The organism is Allobosea sp. TBD101 (genome assembly GCF_059817965.1).
Genome location: NZ_CM187543.1, coordinates 4,383,101 through 4,399,030, shown reverse-complemented (window position 1 = coordinate 4,399,030; position 15,930 = coordinate 4,383,101). Strand labels below are relative to the sequence as shown.

The following is a 15,930-nucleotide window of genomic DNA, read 5'->3' as shown; positions in this document are numbered from 1 at the left end:
AACAATCCTTCGGGAGATGGCCGTGAACAGCAACCGTCGTGAATTCCTCGGCACCGCTCTGGCCGGTGCCGCCTTCCTCGGCTCCTCCCGCCTGCCGGCGGTGGCGCAGCAGGACACCATCAAGGTCGGCATCCTTCACTCGCTCTCGGGCACGATGGCGATCTCCGAGACGACGCTGAAGGACGTCATGCTCATGCTCATCGAAGAGCAGAACAAGAAGGGCGGTCTCCTCGGCAAGAAGCTGGAGGCTGTCGTCGTCGATCCCGCCTCGAACTGGCCGCTCTTCGCCGAGAAGGCGCGCGAGCTGATCACCAAGGACAAGGTCGCGGCGACCTTCGGCTGCTGGACCTCGGTATCGCGCAAGTCGGTGCTGCCGGTCTTCAAGGAGCTCAACAACATCCTGTTCTACCCCGTCCAGTACGAGGGCGAGGAGAGTGAGCGCAACGTCTTCTATACGGGCGCGGCGCCGAACCAGCAGGCGATCCCCGCCGTCGACTATCTCGCCAAGGAAGAGAAGGTCGAGCGCTGGGTGCTGGCCGGCACGGACTATGTCTATCCGCGCACGACCAACAAGATTCTCGAGGCGTATCTGAAGTCCAAGGGCGTGAAGCCCGAGGACATCATGGTCAACTACACGCCCTTCGGTCATTCCGACTGGCAGACCATCGTCTCCGACATCAAGAAGTTCGGCTCGGCCGGCAAGAAGACGGCGGTGGTCTCGACCATCAACGGCGACGCCAACGTGCCCTTCTACAAGGAGCTCGGCAACCAGGGCATCAAGGCGACCGACATCCCGGTCGTCGCCTTCTCGGTCGGCGAGGAGGAGCTTGCCGGCATCGACACTAAGCCGCTCGTCGGCCATCTCGCCGCCTGGAACTACTTCCAGTCGATCAAGACGCCGGAGAACGAGGCTTTCATCAAGCAGTGGCAGGCCTTCACCAAGAACCCGAAGCGCGTCACCAACGACCCGATGGAAGCCCATGTCGTCGGCTTCGCGATGTGGGTGAAGGCGGTTCAGAAGGCCGGGACCGTCGATCCCGACAAGGTCATCGACGCGCTGCCCGGCATCGAGGCGCCGAACCTCACCGGCGGCATCTCGAAGATGCTCCCGAACCACCACATCACCAAGCCGGTCTTCATCGGCGAGATCAAGGACGACGGCCAGTTCGAGGTGGTCTGGAAGACCGCGGGCCTCGTTCCCGGAGATGCCTGGTCGAAGGAGCTCGACGGCTCGAAGGATCTCGTCGGCGACTGGGTCGAGAAGAAATGCGGCAATTTCAACGTCAAGACCGGCAAGTGCGGCGCCGTCTGAGGTCATGAGGGGGAGGGGCGGCACGGGAAACATCCCGGCCGCCCTTCATTCGCCGCTACGCGGCGCGGCTTTTCCAGGCAATCACCAGCCGACAAGTGAACCGGATCGATGCCGATCTTCCACCGCCTGAAGCATGCGCTCGTCATTCTCGTCGCGCTGGTCGCCGCCTCGTTCGCGTCGATCGCGCAGACCGCAGACGAAGCCTTCACGCGGCTGGCGGCAGACAGCTATTCCGACACGTCCCGCGCCATCGAGATACTGGTCTCGACCGCTCACCCCAATGCCGCGCTGATCGTCGAAGCCTTGAGCGACGGGCGCCTGCTCGCCGGTCCCGGCGGTGTTGCAGTCAAGACGGCGGCAGGTAGCTTCGTCGATGCGAAGACGGGCGCTGCACTCGCAGCCGCTCCTGCCGATGTGAAGCCCGTTCGCCTGAATAATGCCGTCCGTCGCGCGGCACAGGCCGCGCTCGGCGGTCTCGGCCTGCTCAATCCCGATCCGGCGAAGCGCGTGGCTGCGGCCGAAGCGGTGTTCAAGTCCCGCGATGCCGGCCTGCTGCCGATCGTCGAGGCCGCGATCGGCAAGGAAACCAATCCCCGCGCGCTTGCTGCCCTGCGCCAGGCCCAGGCCGCGATCCTGATCGCCAAGCCGGACACGCAGCCCCTTGATCGGCACGCCGCGATCGAGGTTCTGCGCGAGCGGGGCGATCAGGACGCCCTCGCGACGTTGCGCGCCCTACCGGGCGACGCGACGCCGGCCCTCAAGGAAGCGCAGGCCAAGGCGATCACCGCCATCGAAGGCCGTTTGAAGCTCTGGGCCGCCGCTCAGAACCTCTGGTACGGGCTCTCGCTTGGCTCGGTGTTGCTGCTCGCCGCTATCGGCCTCGCCATCACCTTCGGCGTCATGGGCGTCATCAACATGGCTCATGGCGAGATGGTCATGCTCGGCGCCTACACCACCTTCGTGGTGCAGGAGGTGATCCGCTCCAATGCGCCCTGGCTGTTCGACTGGTCGCTGGCGATTGCGCTGCCGGCCGCCTTCATCGTTGCCGGGGCGGTCGGCATCGCCATCGAGCGCGGCGTCATCCGCTTCCTCTATGGCCGTCCGCTGGAGACGCTGCTCGCGACCTGGGGCATCAGCCTGATCCTGCAGCAGGCGGTGCGCACCGCCTTCGGCCCGACCAATCGCGAGGTCGGCGCACCCTCCTTCATGTCGGGCGCCTTCGAACTCGGCGGCCTGGCGATCACCTATAACCGGCTCTGGATCATCGTCTTTGCCGCGCTGGTCTTCGCGACCCTGCTCGCCATTTTGAAGCTGACGCCGATGGGCTTGCAGATGCGCGCCGTCACGCAGAACCGGCGCATGGCCTCCGCCATGGGCATCCGCACCGGCCGCATCGACGCGCTGACCTTCGGCCTCGGCTCTGGCGTTGCGGGGCTCGCCGGCGTCGCGCTCTCGCAGATCGACAATGTCAGTCCCAATCTCGGTCAGAGCTACATCATCGATAGCTTCATGGTCGTGGTCTTCGGCGGCGTCGGCAATCTCTGGGGCACGCTGGTCGGTGCCATGACGCTCGGCATCGCCAACAAGCTGCTCGAACCCTATGCCGGTGCGGTGCTCGGCAAGATCGCGCTGCTTGTCTGCATCATCCTCTTCATCCAGAAGCGCCCGCGCGGTCTGTTCGCGCTCAAGGGGCGGGCGGTGGAAGCATGATCACCCGCTTCCTCCTCCAGAACATGGACCGGCGGGGCGGTATCTTCCTCGCGATCCTGCTGGGCTTGGCCGTGCTGGTGCCGCTCTCGAACCTGCTGCTGCCGGTATCCTCGCCCTTCCATGTCCCGACCTCGACCATGTCGCTCTGGGGCAAATATCTCTGCTACGCGCTGCTGGCGGTCTCGCTCGATCTCGTCTGGGGCTATTGCGGCATCCTGAGCCTCGGCCACGGCGCCTTCTTCGCGCTCGGCGGCTACGCCATGGGCCTCTATCTGATGCGCCAGATCGGCTCGCGCGGCGTCTACGGCAATCCGATCCTGCCGGATTTCATGGTCTTCCTGAACTGGCAGGAGCTGCCTTGGTACTGGTGGGGCTTCTCATCCTTTCCCTTCGCCATGCTGATGGTGCTGGCGGTGCCCGGCCTGCTCGCCTTCGTCTTCGGCTGGTTCGCTTTTCGCTCGCGCGTCACCGGCGTCTACCTCTCGATCATCACGCAGGCGCTGACCTATGCGCTGCTGCTCGCCTTCTTCCGCAACGACATGGGCTTCGGGGGCAATAACGGCCTGACTGATTTCAAGGACATCCTCGGCTTCAACATCCAGGCCCAGACGACACGCGCTGCTCTGTTTGCCATGACCTGCGTCATGCTGGCGGCCGGTTTCCTGATCGCGCGCGGCATCGTCGTCTCGAAGCTCGGCAAGGTCGTGATCGCGATCCGCGACGCGGAATCCCGCACGCGCTTCCTCGGCTACCGGGTCGACCGCTTCAAGCTCTTCGTCTTCACCGTCTCGGCCTGCATGGCGGGCGTGGCCGGCGCGCTTTACGTGCCGCAGGTCGGGATCATCAATCCCAGCGAATTCGCTCCGGCCAACTCGATCGAGACCGTGATCTGGGTCGCTGTCGGCGGGCGCGGCACGCTGGTCGGCGCGGCGCTCGGCGCCGTCGTGGTCAACTGGGCGAAGACGATGTTCACCTCCGGCTTCATGGCGCCGTACTGGCTCTTCGCGCTCGGTGGGCTCTTCGTCGTCGTCACGCTCTTCCTGCCCAAGGGCATTCTGGGCACGGCCGAGGCCTTGTGGGCACGCCGCCGCAAGCGCGATGCAACGCCGGCCGCCGAGCCGGCCCCGGCGGAGTGAAGGCGATGAACGCTCCCGTGCCCGGCGCGCTGACCTCCTCGCTGCTCTATCTCGACGGCGTCAGCGTTTCCTTCGACGGCTTCAAGGCGATCCGCGGCCTGTCGCTCACCATCGAGCCCGGCGAAATGCGCGCCATCATCGGCCCGAACGGCGCCGGCAAGACCACGATGATGGACATCATCACCGGCAAGACGAAGCCGGACGTCGGCACGGTGATGTTCGGCGGCACCGTCGACCTGACCAAGCTCGACGAGGCCGCGATCGCCAATCTCGGCATCGGCCGCAAGTTCCAGAAGCCGACCGTCTTCGACAGCCACACGATCGAGGACAACATCCTGCTCGCCCTGAAGTTGAAGCGCACGGTGGCTAAGACGCTGTTCTGGAAGACGGAAGCACCGCAGCAAAAGCGCATCGACGACATCCTCGGCATCATCCGTCTCGCCGACAAGCGCGACCGGCTGGCGGGTTCGCTCTCGCATGGCCAGAAGCAGTGGCTGGAGATCGGCATGCTGCTGGCCCAGGATCCCAGGCTCCTGCTCGTCGACGAGCCCGCCGCCGGCATGACCGACGGCGAGACGGCGCAGACGGCCGTGCTGCTCAAGGAGATCGCACGGGATCATTCGGTGATCGTCGTCGAGCACGACATGGGCTTCATCCGCGAACTCGGCGTGAAGGTCACGGTGCTGCATGAGGGTTCGGTGCTGGCAGAAGGCCCGCTCGACCATGTCAGCGCCAATGAGCGCGTCGTCGAAGTCTATCTGGGGCGGTAAGGGATGATCGTAACACTCGCCTTGCTCCTCCTCCGTCATCCCGGACAAGCAGCGCAGCGGCGCCGATCCGGGATCCATGCCAGAGCGTTGCCAATGAAGGTTCCGGCATGGATCCTGGGTCTGCGCTTCGCTCCGCCCGGGATGACCCGCGCTTTTTCCTGCAAGATCAGGGTGGAGGCGACACGATGCTGACCGTCGACGCCATCAACCTGCATTACGGTGCCGCCCAGGCGCTGCGCCGCGTCTCCGTTACGGCCGAGACCGGCAAGGTCACCTGCGTGATGGGCCGCAACGGCGTCGGCAAGACCTCGCTGATGCGCGCCATCGTCGGCCATCAGCCGATTTCCGGCGGCCATATCCGCCTCGACGGAGAGGACATCTCGGCCCTGCGCAGCGAGGATCGCGCGCGGGCCGGCATCGCCTATGTGCCGCAGGGGCGGGAGGTATTCCCGCTCCTGACGGTGAAGGAGAATCTGGAGACCGGCTTCGCGCCGCTGAAGCGCAAGGAGCGCTTCGTCCCGGATGAACTCTTCGACCTGTTCCCCGTGCTGAAGACCATGCTGGGCCGGCGCGGCGGAGACCTCTCGGGTGGCCAGCAGCAGCAACTCGCGATTGCGCGGGCGCTGGTCACCCGACCCAGGCTGCTGGTGCTGGACGAGCCGACCGAGGGCATTCAGCCCTCGATCATCAAGGATATCGGCCGCGCAATCGACTATCTCCGCCAGAAGGGCGGCATGGCGATCGTGCTGGTCGAGCAGTATTTCGACTTCGCCTGCGATCTCGCCGACACGATGTTCGTGATGGACCGTGGTGAGGTCGTGCTGTCGGGGCCGATGAGCGAACTCGACGGCGCGCAGGTTCAGCGCTTGATTCAGGTCTAGATGCAGCGTTTTCTGCAAACCCTGCTGCATGCGAAGCGGCCCTGACGATGCTGGCGATTGACGATCTCCAGAACTCCGTGACGGCGCGGATGCAGCGCGCCCATGGACGGGCGAGCGTGAGCTTCCGCTCGCGCGATGGCCAAACCTGCCTTGATCGGCTGTTCCAGGAGGGCTGCGCTAAGCTGCGCTTCCCGCGACCGCTCGGAACCGACGATCCGCAGGCGATCATCATCAACACGGCGGGCGGGCTGACCGGGGGAGACCGCTTCGGTGCCGAGGTGACCCTCGCTGCCGGCGCCGCGGCCGCCGTCACCACTCAGGCCTGCGAACGCATCTACCGCTCGACCGGGGCGGATGCCGCCGTAACCAACCGCCTGCGGCTTGCGGCCGACGCCCGGCTCGCCTGGCTGCCGCAAGAGACCATCCTGTTCGACGGAGGGCGCCTGTCCCGTTCGCTCGATGTCGATCTCGCCGATGATGCCGAGTTGGTCGCCGTCGAGGCCGTGCTCTTCGGCCGGCAGGCGATGGGCGAGACCTTGCATAGCGGCCATCTGCACGACCGCTGGCGCATTCGCCGCGACGGCCGACTGCTCTTTGCCGACGATCTGCGCGTCGGGGGCAATATCGCGGCCCGGCTCGCACCGCAGCCCGCCATGGCCGGCTGCCGCGCCATGGCGACGGTGTTGTTTGCCGGAGCCGCGCCCGAGCGCTTTCTCGATCAGGCCCGATCCATCATTGGACCCAACGGCGGCGCCAGCGCCTGGAACGGCAAGTTTCTCGCACGTCTGGTCGAGGAGACCGGGCTCGCGCTCCGGCGACGGCTGGAGCCGCTGCTCACCCTTCTCCTGGGCGGCCGGCCGCTGCCCAAGGTCTGGCAACTCTAGAGGCTCTCATGAACCTGACACCGCGCGAGAAGGACAAGCTCCTGATCTCCATGGCGGCCATGGTCGCCCGGCGCCGGCTCGAGCGCGGGGTGAAGCTCAACCACCCCGAGGCCATCGCCCTGATCTCCGATTTCGTCGTCGAGGGCGCACGCGATGGCCGCAGCGTCGCCGATCTGATGGAGGCGGGCGCCCATGTCGTGACCCGCGCGCAGGTCATGGAGGGCATCGCCGAGATGATCCACGACGTGCAGGTCGAAGCCACCTTTCCGGACGGCACCAAGCTCGTCACCGTCCACGAACCCATCCGTTGAAGCCGGAGGCCGCCATGAAGAGATTGTCGATCGCCCTGATCCTGAGCGTCGGTGCGGCTAGCCCGGCCTTCGCGCATCTCAACCCGGCCGAGCACGGCTCCTTTGCCGCCGGCTTCTCGCATCCGCTTTTCGGGGCCGACCATATCCTGGCGATGGTCGGCGTCGGCCTCTGGGCCTTCCTCGTCGGCGGGCGTGCCGTCTGGATGATCCCCACGGCCTTCGTTGTCACGATGATGCTCGGCTTCGTGGCAGCGCTCGCCAGCATCGGTCTACCCTTCGTCGAGCCGGCGATCGCGGCCTCCGTCGTGGTGCTCGGCCTGCTGGCGCTGGTCGCGCTGCAGGTCCCGGTGGTCGTCGGTATGGCCGTGGTTGGATTCTTCGCGCTGTTCCATGGCTATGCCCATGGCGGCGAGCTCGGCGAGGCGACGAGCCTGTCCTTCATGGTCGGCTTCGCGCTGGCGACCGCGCTGCTGCATGCCGTCGGCATCGGTATCGGGCTTGCCGGCAACGCGCTCTCGCATCGCGGCCGGGTTGCTGCACGGATTGCTGGCGGCCTGACCGCGCTCGGCGGGCTCTGGCTGGTCGCGGGAGCCTGAGGCGATGATCCCCGGAGAGGTCTTTCCCGCCGTGGGTGACATCATCCTCAACGCGGGGGCGGAGCAGGTTACGCTGCTCGTCGCCAACACCGGCGACCGGCCGATCCAGGTTGGCTCGCACTATCATTTCTTCGAGACCAACGAGGCGCTCGATTTCGACCGTGCCGTCGCGCGGGGCATGCGGCTCGACATCGCCGCCGGCACCGCCGTGCGCTTCGAGCCCGGCCAGCAGCGCGAGGTCCGCCTCGTGCCGCTTGGCGGCGGGCGCGTCGTCTACGGCTTCCAGCAGAAGGTGATGGGGAAACTCTGATGCCGGCCAAGCTCTCCCACGCCGCTTACGCGCAGATGTACGGACCGACGGTCGGCGACCGCGTCCGCCTCGCCGATACCGATCTCATCATCGAGGTCGAGAAGGACTTCACGGTCTATGGCGAGGAGGTGAAGTTCGGCGGCGGCAAGGTCATCCGCGACGGCATGGGCCAGAGCCAGGCGAGCCGCGCCGAGGGCGCGGTCGATACCGTCATCACCAATGCGCTGATCGTCGATCACTGGGGCATCGTGAAAGCCGATGTCGGCCTGAAGGATGGGCGGATCGCCGCGATCGGCAAGGCCGGCAACCCGGATACACAACCCGGCGTCACCATCGTCATCGGCCCCGGTACCGAGGCGATCGCCGGCGAGGGCAAGATCCTCACCGCCGGCGGCGTCGACGCCCATATCCACTTCATCTGCCCGCAGCAGATCGACGAGGCGTTGATGTCCGGCGTCACCACCATGCTCGGCGGCGGCACCGGCCCGGCCCATGGCACGCTGGCGACGACCTGCACGCCCGGCCCCTGGCATCTCGGCCGGATGATCCAGTCCTTCGATGCGGTGCCGATCAACCTCGGCCTCTCCGGCAAGGGCAACGCGTCGAAGCCCGCCGCGCTGATCGAGATGATCGAGGGTGGCGCCTGCGCGCTGAAGCTCCATGAGGACTGGGGCACGACGCCGGCTGCGATCGACAACTGCCTCAGCGTTGCCGACGACCACGACGTTCAGGTGATGATCCACACGGACACGCTGAACGAAAGCGGCTTCGTCGAGGACACGGTCGCGGCCTTCAAGGGCCGCACCATCCATGCCTTCCACACGGAAGGGGCCGGCGGCGGCCATGCGCCGGATATCATCAAGGTCTGCGGCCTCAGGAACGTCATCCCGTCCTCGACCAATCCGACGCGGCCCTACACGCAGAACACCATCGCCGAGCATCTGGACATGCTGATGGTCTGCCATCACCTGTCGCCCTCGATACCCGAGGACATCGCCTTCGCCGAGAGCCGCATCCGCAAGGAAACGATCGCGGCCGAGGACATCCTGCACGATATCGGCGCCTTCTCGATCATCTCGTCGGACAGCCAGGCCATGGGCCGCGTTGGTGAGGTGCCGATCCGGACCTGGCAGACCGCCCACAAGATGAAGGTCCAGCGCGGGCGCCTGCCCGGCGAGAGCGGCGAGAACGATAATCTGCGCGTGCGCCGCTACATCGCGAAATACACGATCAATCCGGCGATCGCGCAGGGCCTGTCGAAGCATGTCGGCTCGATCGAGGTGGGAAAGCGCGCCGATCTCGTGCTCTGGAACCCCGCCTTCTTCGGGGTGAAGCCGGAGATGGTGCTGGTCGGCGGCATGATCGCGGCTGCCCCGATGGGCGATCCCAACGCCTCGATCCCTACGCCCCAGCCGATGCATTACCGGCCGATGTTCGGCGCCATGGGCCGCGCCCCTGCTGTCTCCTCCGTGACCTTCGTCAGCCGGGCGGCGATCGCCAAGGGCCTCAAGGAGAAGCTCGGCGTCGCCAAAGGCATGATCGCGGTCGAGAACACGCGCGGCGGCATCTCCAAGGCTTCGATGGTTCTCAACGACGCCACCCCGCATATGGAGGTCGACCCCGAGACCTACGAGGTGCGCGCCGATGGCGAGCTGCTGACCTGCGAGCCCGCGACCGTGCTGCCGATGGCGCAGCGCTATTTCCTGTTCTGATCCGAGGCTTGAGCATGCTCCGCGCCATTTCCCATAGCCACGGCGGTAGCGGCGTTCCGGCCGGCACGCTCCGGCTCGACCATGCCGCCCGCCACCTCCGCCGCAAGCTGGTGACGACCGATCAGGGCGAGGAGATCATGGTCGACCTGCCCGCGCCGGTGCTGTTCGCCGATGGCGATCGGCTCGTGCTCGACGATGGCCGCGCCGTCGCGATCCTCGCGGCGGAGGAGGAGCTTTACGAGGTGCTGCCGGGCACATGTCCGTTGCGTCATCTCGCCTGGCATCTGGGCAACCGCCATTTGCCGGCGCAGATCGACGAAACCAGCATCCTGATCCAGCGTGACCACGTCATCCGGGCGATGCTCGAAGGGCTCGGTGCCTCCGTTCGAGAAGTCGTCGCGCGCTTCCAGCCGGTGCATGGCGCCTATCATGCCAATGGGCATGATCACGGCCATGGCCACACGCATGGACATGGTCACGCACATGGCCACGACCATCATCATCATGACTGAGGCCGTCGCGCTCACGCGTCTGATGACATGGCTCTCTCCGGCCTTTCCGGTCGGAGCCTTCGCCTATAGCCATGGGCTGGAACGGGCGATCCATGACGGGCTGATCCGCGACCGCGCGAGCCTGTGCGAATGGCTGGAAACGCTGCTGGAGCGTGGCTCCGCTTGGAACGACGCCGTTCTTCTGGCCGAAGCTTGGCGCAACGTTGCGGCGGGTGAGAGCCTGAACGCCGTCGCCGAACTGGCCGACGCGATGTCCGGTTCGCGCGAGCGCCATATGGAGACGACCCTGCAAGGCAGCGCCTTCGTCGAGGCTATGACCGCCTGGGGCGGCGAGGCGGCAGGCGGGGAGGGGGGGCTCGCCTATCCGGTGGCCGTCGGGGCCGCCGCCGCGCGCCACTGCATCGGGCTCGCCGATGCGCTCACCGCCTATCTCCACGCCTTCGCCTCGAATCTCGTTCAGGCCTGCGTGCGACTGGTGCCGCTCGGCCAGCGCGACGGGGTGGCGACGCTCGCGGCGCTTGAACCCGTCATCCTGCGCACCGCCCAGCGCGCCGCCGTCTCGACCCTTGACGATCTCGGCTCCTGCACCATTCGCGCCGATATCCTCTCGATGAACCACGAAACGCAGTATTCAAGGGTCTTTCGCTCGTGAAATCCTCAAACGGTCCGCTCCGGGTCGGCATCGGCGGCCCGGTCGGCGTCGGCAAGACGACCCTCACCGAAAAGCTCTGCAAGGCGATGCGTGAGCGCTACTCCGTCGCCGTCGTCACCAACGACATCTTCACCAAGGAGGACGAGCTGATCCTCAACCGGCTGCAGGCGCTGCCGGAAGAGCGCATCATCGGCGTCGAGACCGGCGGCTGCCCGCATACTGCGATCCGCGAGGACGCCTCGATCAACCTCGCCGCCATCGCCGAGATGCGCCGCCGCTTTCCCGATCTCGACGTGGTGTTCATCGAATCCGGCGGCGATAACCTCGCCGCGACCTTCTCGCCCGATCTCGCCGACATCACGCTCTATGTCATCGACGTCGCCGGCGGCGAGAAGATCCCGCGCAAGGGTGGGCCCGGCATCACCCGCTCGGACCTGCTGATCATCAACAAGATCGACCTGGCGCCCTATGTCGGGGCCAATCTCGACGTGATGCGGTCGGACACGCAAAAGCAGCGCCCTGGCAGGCCCTTCGTCTTCTCCGACCTGAACCGGCTCACAGGCGTGGAGGAGATCGTCGCCTTCATCGAGAAGAACGGCGGCCTCGCCGCCGCATAGGCAGCCCCGGTCGTTGCGGCCTTCGCGAAGGCGGGCACCGCTGGCGCTGTGGGCTCCTCACCCTGTCTGCGGGCGGAAAGCCGACGGGGCGTATCGCGCCAGCTCCTGCAGCAGCATCGGCCAGGCTCGGAGCCCCAGCGCGACCGAGGGGATGTGGAAGAATTCGTTGGGCGCGTGCACGTCCTCGTCCGGCAGATTGAAGCCGAACATCAGCGTGTCCAGTCCCATCGCCTCCTTGAAGATCGCGGTGATCGGCACGGTCGCGCCGAGGCGCACATGCACGGGCTCCTGCCCGGAGGTTCGGCGCAGCACGGCCGTCGCCGCCTGCACCAGCGGGTGTTCCGCTACGAGCGTGGAGGCCGGCGAGCCCCCGCCGATCGCTTCGAAGCTGACCCGAACTCCCGGCCGCGCCACGGCGAGGATATGGTCCTTCAGGGCCTGGCAGGCCTGGTCGGGGTCCTGTCCCGGCGCCAGGCGGATGGTGATCTTGGCCCGCGCCTCGTCCGGGATGACGGTCTTGGAGCCGGCGCCGGTATAGCCGCCCCACAGGCCGTTTACGTCGATCGCGGGGCGTAGCGTCAGTCGTTCCCGGACGCTGTAGCCGGGCTCGCCGGCAGCGATGCCGCCGACATCCGCGACGAAGGCGGCCTCGTCGAAGGGCAGGGCCGCCGTATCGCGCCGGTCGCGCTCTGACAGCGGCCGCACGGCATCCATCAGGGCGGGGATGGCGATGGCGCCGTCGGCATCGTGGAGGGTGGCGATAATGGCGGCGAGTTCATGCAGGGCATTGCGGACCGAACCGCCATAGCGGCCGGAATGCAATTCCTTGTCGGCGGTCCGGACGACCAGTTCGAGCTTGGTCAGGCCGCGTGCGCCGACATTGATCGTGGGAACGGTCGGGCTCGCCCGGCCGCCATCGGCCGAGATCATCGCATCGGCTTGCAGCAGGTCGCCGTAGCGGCGGACGATCTCGTGCAGGCTCGGGCTGCCGGTCTCCTCCTCGCCCTCGATGAACAGCTTGATATTGACCGGGCAGCGCCCCTCGACGGCGAGAAAGGCCGCGACCGTCTCGATCGCGATCGTGGTCGAGCCCTTCACATCCGAGGCACCGCGCGCGTAGAGGCGCCCGTCGCGGATCGTCGGCTCGAAGGGCGGCGATTGCCAGAGCGCCAGCGGGTCCGGCGGCTGTACGTCGTAATGGCCGTAGACGATGATCGTCGGCGCTCCCGGCGCGCCGAGCCAGGCGCCGTAGACCGCCGGCTGCCCGTCGCCGTCGAGAAGCTGGACGTCGCTCAGGCCGATACCTTTCAGCCAGTCCAGCAGGAAGGCGCGCGTATCCGCCATGCCCTGCGCATAGGCGGGGTCGGTGCTGACGCTCGGCAGCCTGAGGAAGGCATCGAGGCGGGCCATCACACCGTCATGGCGACGCTGCAGGTAGTCGATGACGGGTTCGGCGCTCATCGCGAGCCTCCGCTCATGGGTTCGGGAGTAGGCTCCGCGGCCGGAGTCAGCAGCTCGGTCGGCATCTCGATCTCGGCTGAGAGCAGCAGGAAGGAGAGCGTCTTGCCGTGGCCGTCGAGCCCGAGGCTGCCGTTGACGCCACCATCCAGCACATCGTCGAGCACGAAGTTGAAGGCGTTGAGCTTCGGCAGCTCATAGCGCCTGACGGCGCTGGGCTTGCGCTCGCGGAAGACGCGCGCGACGAAAGCTGCCGTCAAGCGCTCGCGCAGCGGCTCGTAGAAACGCGGTTCGTGGCAGATGACGACGATGTTGAGCCGGTTGCCCTTGTCGCCGGAACGGGCATGGGCGAGTTCGTAGAGCGAAACCGCGCGGGTCATGCCATCTCCAGAAACGAGACTTGCGGTGCGACGTGCTTGCGATCCACCAGGCAGGACGCGCTGCGCAGCCGGGGCGTCAGGCGTCAGGCGTCTGCGGACGCCGCCGCCGCCGGCCGGGCCGGCGCAATACAGCGCCTCGACCTCGTCGAGCAGGCACTCCGCCGCAGCGCGGTCGGTGGCCTCGGCTGCGAACCGGACGCGCAGATCGCCGTCCGCGAAGTTTGGAAGCTCGGCATTCAGCCGCGAGCCGGCCGTATCGCCGAAGACGCTGACGACTCCGATCAGATCGGCGCGAACGCGCAGGGCGGGGTGAAGGCGGGCGAGGCGCTTCCTCACCGTGTCGATGGCGAGGGCGGCGCGGGATTTCGCATTGGGGCCGGCATAGGAGATCTCGGCTTCGGCGAGAAATCCGCCGTCGAAGCAGATCGTCGCTTTCAGCGTCTCGGGCCGGGGGTGCCCGCGCGCGCCGGTCACCCGCACCCGGTCCGGCCCGATTTCCGCGAGTTCGACCTGCGTGAGATCGAGCACCACATCCGGCGTCAGATAGTCGGCCGGATCATGGATCTCGTAGAGCGCCTGTTCCGTGACCGTCCGGCGGTCGACGAGCCCGCCCGTCCCCGCCGGCTTGGTGACGACGAAGGTTCCGTCCGGCTCGACTTCGGCGATCGGATAGCCCAACATAGCCATCCCCGGCACGTCCTTGACGCCGGGATCGGCGAAGTAACCGCCGGTCACCTGCGATCCGCATTCGAGCAGATGGCCAGCCAGAATGCCGGCCGCGAGCCTGTCCCAATCGTCATCCGCCCAGCCGAAACTGTGTTTGAGCGGGCCGAGCACGAGGGCGGGATCGGCGACGCGCCCCGTCACGACGATATCCGCGCCCGCGCTCAGCGCCGCGGCGATCGCATCCGCCCCCAGATAGGCATTCGCCGCCACGATGGCGGGCTCGTCGCGTAGCAGGGCGCCGTCGGTTTCCATGCGGGCGAAATCGGCCGAGCTGAACATGTCCCGCAGATCGTCGCCGGCCACCACCGCGATCTTAAGGTTGGGGCAGCCGAGCTCGATGGCCCAGCTCCTGATTTTCGCGGCGGCGCCGAACGGGTTGGCCCCGCCGAAATTGCCGATGATCTTGATGCCCGCAGCGGCGCAGGGCGCCAGCGCCGGCCAAAGCAGGCGCCTCAGGGCCGGAACCTCGCCGCGCGTCGGATCTGCCAGGCGGTCGAGCTGGGCGAGCGCCAGGGTGCGTTCCGCCAGGGTCTCGAAAATCAGGAATCGCGGGCCGTCATGACGCGCGAGCGTCGCGATCAGCGGCCCCGACGCATCGGCGCGATCACCGGCGAAACCCGCCGCAGCTCCGATCCAAACCTGCTGTGTCACCACTGCGTTTCCATGCCGTCCGCGTCATTCATGCGCAGGCATGCAAGCGCTCGCAGGGAAAAACGTCAAATAATGGCGCTTAATTTATATATAGGCTTGACCTATAAAAAGCTTCGCCTTTCCGCCCGGCTTCGCCAATGAACCAGACCCTGCGCCAGCTCGAAATCCTCGTCGCTATCGGCGATACCCTGAGCTTGACCGCTGCTGCGGAAAAGCTCGGCGTATCGCAGCCCTCTGTCAGCGAAACCTTGAGGCGCGTCGAGGGGGAACTCGGTTGCAGGCTGGTCGACCGGACGACGCGGCAGCTGGCTCTGACCTATGAAGGCCAGCATGTCGTGGCCAGCGCGCGGGAAGCGATGCGAAGCCTGGCGGGTACTTTCGAAGCGATCGCGCGGCGGGGCGACAGCGTGCATGGCCGCTTGTCCGTCGCCGCATTGCCGTCTGCCGTCTGTACCTTGCTGCCGCCAGCGCTGCGGGCCTTCCGTGATCGTTATCCGGGCATTGCGGTCGCGGTGCGCGATGCCTTGCAGGATCGCGCGATGGCGATGCTGCAGGACGGCAGCGTCGATCTCGTCATCGCCGGCCGGCCCGACGGACAGGGCGCTTTCGCCTTCGAGGAGATCGCGAGCGACCGGCTGATGCTCGTCGTGTCGCGCCGGCATCCCTTGTCCGGGCGCGGCAGCGTCGACTGGAGCGAGCTGGCACCCTTCGACTTCATTGCGATGTCGCCGTCCTCCTCGGTCCGGCGCTTCACCGATGCAGGCTTCATCCACGCCGATCTGCCGGCCGCGCCGGCCTATGAGGTCGATCAGATTTCCTGTGCCGCGGCGCTGGCAGCGGCGGGGCTCGGCGTGACGGTGCTACCGACGATGACCTTCGCCATGTTCAACGCCGACGAACTGGCCATGGTCCCTCTCGTCGCGCCAGTGATCCAGCGCAGCATCGGCATGACCTCGCTGAAGGATCGGCCGCTCTCGGCCAGCGCGATCAAGTTCGTCGCCGTCCTGCGCTCCGCTGGCGCTTAGGTCGGCGGGTCTATTTGAGCTGACTGTCCTTGCTGCCGCGTCGGTTGTAGCCGGAGAGCGCCGCCGATCGGTCATGGCCGGACTGGCAGGCAACGCAGAGCCGGGCGCCGGGCATGGCAAGGCGCCGCGCTTCGGGGATCTCCTCGCCGCATTCCTGGCAATGGATCTCGCCCGGGCCGCTGGGCAGCCGCGAGCGCGCGAGGCGAACCGCATCCGAAATCGAGCCGTCGATCTGGTCCTGAACCGCTCCGTCCGGAGCCCATCCGCTCGCCATCGCGCAATCTCCT

17 protein-coding genes are annotated in these 15,930 nt (G+C 66.9%); 14 read left to right on the top strand and 3 right to left on the bottom strand.

Going from position 1 to position 15,930, the window contains the following annotated elements:
* Positions 1–16 precede the first annotated feature (16 nt).
* From urtA to ureG, 13 genes are all read left to right on the top strand, one after another.
* On the top strand, positions 17–1,312 hold the full coding sequence (gene urtA, locus AC6RIC_RS21440) for an urea ABC transporter substrate-binding protein (protein WP_499733836.1): 1,296 nt from the start codon (positions 17–19) through the stop codon (positions 1,310–1,312).
* 108 nt (positions 1,313–1,420) lie between these two features.
* Complete coding sequence (urtB, locus tag AC6RIC_RS21435) at positions 1,421–3,022, top strand: urea ABC transporter permease subunit UrtB (RefSeq protein ID WP_499733835.1); 1,602 nt, start codon at positions 1,421–1,423, stop codon at positions 3,020–3,022.
* A complete protein-coding gene (urtC, locus tag AC6RIC_RS21430) occupies positions 3,019–4,158 on the top strand; it encodes an urea ABC transporter permease subunit UrtC (protein ID WP_499733834.1) in 1,140 nt (379 codons plus the stop codon). Before urtB ends, urtC begins: the two co-directional genes overlap by 4 nt.
* A 5-nt stretch (positions 4,159–4,163) precedes the next feature.
* Positions 4,164–4,928 carry an urea ABC transporter ATP-binding protein UrtD gene (gene urtD / locus AC6RIC_RS21425; protein ID WP_499733833.1) on the top strand — a complete coding sequence of 255 codons (765 nt, stop codon included), beginning with the start codon at positions 4,164–4,166 and terminating at the stop codon, positions 4,926–4,928.
* A 185-nt stretch (positions 4,929–5,113) separates the two neighbouring features.
* Positions 5,114–5,809: an urea ABC transporter ATP-binding subunit UrtE gene (urtE, locus tag AC6RIC_RS21420; protein ID WP_499733832.1), complete on the top strand. Its 696-nt coding sequence runs from the start codon at positions 5,114–5,116 to the stop codon at positions 5,807–5,809.
* A 47-nt stretch (positions 5,810–5,856) separates the two neighbouring features.
* Complete coding sequence (locus AC6RIC_RS21415; protein WP_499733831.1) at positions 5,857–6,693, top strand: urease accessory protein UreD; 837 nt, start codon at positions 5,857–5,859, stop codon at positions 6,691–6,693.
* 8 nt (positions 6,694–6,701) lie between these two features.
* Complete coding sequence (locus AC6RIC_RS21410; protein ID WP_499733830.1) at positions 6,702–7,004, top strand: urease subunit gamma; 303 nt, start codon at positions 6,702–6,704, stop codon at positions 7,002–7,004.
* Between the two features lie 14 nt (positions 7,005–7,018).
* A complete protein-coding gene (locus AC6RIC_RS21405; protein WP_499733829.1) occupies positions 7,019–7,600 on the top strand; it encodes a HupE/UreJ family protein in 582 nt (193 codons plus the stop codon).
* Positions 7,601–7,604: 4 nt separating this feature from the next.
* Positions 7,605–7,910, top strand: coding sequence for an urease subunit beta (locus AC6RIC_RS21400; protein WP_499733828.1), 306 nt, complete (start codon positions 7,605–7,607; stop codon positions 7,908–7,910).
* Positions 7,910–9,622: an urease subunit alpha gene (gene ureC, locus AC6RIC_RS21395; RefSeq protein ID WP_499733827.1), complete on the top strand. Its 1,713-nt coding sequence runs from the start codon at positions 7,910–7,912 to the stop codon at positions 9,620–9,622. Before AC6RIC_RS21400 ends, ureC begins: the two co-directional genes overlap by 1 nt.
* A 14-nt stretch (positions 9,623–9,636) precedes the next feature.
* Positions 9,637–10,134 (top strand): urease accessory protein UreE, encoded by a 498-nt coding sequence (locus tag AC6RIC_RS21390; RefSeq protein WP_499733826.1) that lies wholly within the window; start codon positions 9,637–9,639, stop codon positions 10,132–10,134.
* A complete protein-coding gene (locus tag AC6RIC_RS21385) occupies positions 10,106–10,786 on the top strand; it encodes an urease accessory protein UreF (protein ID WP_499736641.1) in 681 nt (226 codons plus the stop codon). Before AC6RIC_RS21390 ends, AC6RIC_RS21385 begins: the two co-directional genes overlap by 29 nt.
* Entirely contained in the window at positions 10,783–11,403 is a 621-nt protein-coding gene (ureG, locus tag AC6RIC_RS21380) for an urease accessory protein UreG (RefSeq protein WP_454658028.1), read from the top strand. The genes AC6RIC_RS21385 and ureG overlap by 4 nt, the downstream gene beginning before the upstream one ends.
* Positions 11,404–11,460: 57 nt before the next feature.
* Here the strand turns inward: ureG and AC6RIC_RS21375 are convergent, their stop codons facing one another.
* Positions 11,461–12,864 (bottom strand): dipeptidase, encoded by a 1,404-nt coding sequence (locus tag AC6RIC_RS21375; RefSeq protein ID WP_499733825.1) that lies wholly within the window; start codon positions 12,862–12,864, stop codon positions 11,461–11,463.
* Entirely contained in the window at positions 12,861–14,618 is a 1,758-nt protein-coding gene (locus tag AC6RIC_RS21370) for an acyclic terpene utilization AtuA family protein (RefSeq protein ID WP_499733824.1), read from the bottom strand. Before AC6RIC_RS21370 ends, AC6RIC_RS21375 begins: the two co-directional genes overlap by 4 nt.
* Before the next feature lie 137 nt (positions 14,619–14,755).
* Between AC6RIC_RS21370 and AC6RIC_RS21365 the strand changes: the two genes are divergently transcribed.
* Complete coding sequence (locus tag AC6RIC_RS21365) at positions 14,756–15,643, top strand: LysR family transcriptional regulator (protein ID WP_499733823.1); 888 nt, start codon at positions 14,756–14,758, stop codon at positions 15,641–15,643.
* A 10-nt stretch (positions 15,644–15,653) separates the two neighbouring features.
* Here AC6RIC_RS21365 and AC6RIC_RS21360 read toward each other — a convergent pair whose 3' ends face one another.
* Positions 15,654–15,917: a DksA/TraR family C4-type zinc finger protein gene (locus AC6RIC_RS21360; protein ID WP_499733822.1), complete on the bottom strand. Its 264-nt coding sequence runs from the start codon at positions 15,915–15,917 to the stop codon at positions 15,654–15,656.
* Positions 15,918–15,930: the final 13 nt, after the last annotated feature.

Excerpts from the sequence above, each read along its gene's own strand:
- AC6RIC_RS21410 (WP_499733830.1), top strand. The coding sequence starts at position 6,702 with ATGAACCTGACACCGCGCGAGAAGGACAAGCTCCTGATCTCCATGGCG.
- urtC (WP_499733834.1), top strand. The coding sequence starts at position 3,019 with ATGATCACCCGCTTCCTCCTCCAGAACATGGACCGGCGGGGCGGTATC.
- AC6RIC_RS21365 (WP_499733823.1), top strand. The coding sequence starts at position 14,756 with ATGAACCAGACCCTGCGCCAGCTCGAAATCCTCGTCGCTATCGGCGAT.
- AC6RIC_RS21390 (WP_499733826.1), top strand. The coding sequence starts at position 9,637 with ATGCTCCGCGCCATTTCCCATAGCCACGGCGGTAGCGGCGTTCCGGCC.
- urtB (WP_499733835.1), top strand. The coding sequence starts at position 1,421 with ATGCCGATCTTCCACCGCCTGAAGCATGCGCTCGTCATTCTCGTCGCG.
- urtA (WP_499733836.1), top strand. The coding sequence starts at position 17 with ATGGCCGTGAACAGCAACCGTCGTGAATTCCTCGGCACCGCTCTGGCC.
- AC6RIC_RS21385 (WP_499736641.1), top strand. The coding sequence starts at position 10,106 with ATGGCCACGACCATCATCATCATGACTGAGGCCGTCGCGCTCACGCGT.
- AC6RIC_RS21360 (WP_499733822.1), bottom strand. The coding sequence starts at position 15,917 with ATGGCGAGCGGATGGGCTCCGGACGGAGCGGTTCAGGACCAGATCGAC.
- AC6RIC_RS21405 (WP_499733829.1), top strand. The coding sequence starts at position 7,019 with ATGAAGAGATTGTCGATCGCCCTGATCCTGAGCGTCGGTGCGGCTAGC.
- urtE (WP_499733832.1), top strand. The coding sequence starts at position 5,114 with ATGCTGACCGTCGACGCCATCAACCTGCATTACGGTGCCGCCCAGGCG.
- AC6RIC_RS21400 (WP_499733828.1), top strand. The coding sequence starts at position 7,605 with ATGATCCCCGGAGAGGTCTTTCCCGCCGTGGGTGACATCATCCTCAAC.
- AC6RIC_RS21415 (WP_499733831.1), top strand. The coding sequence starts at position 5,857 with ATGCTGGCGATTGACGATCTCCAGAACTCCGTGACGGCGCGGATGCAG.
- ureC (WP_499733827.1), top strand. The coding sequence starts at position 7,910 with ATGCCGGCCAAGCTCTCCCACGCCGCTTACGCGCAGATGTACGGACCG.
- AC6RIC_RS21375 (WP_499733825.1), bottom strand. The coding sequence starts at position 12,864 with ATGAGCGCCGAACCCGTCATCGACTACCTGCAGCGTCGCCATGACGGT.
- urtD (WP_499733833.1), top strand. The coding sequence starts at position 4,164 with ATGAACGCTCCCGTGCCCGGCGCGCTGACCTCCTCGCTGCTCTATCTC.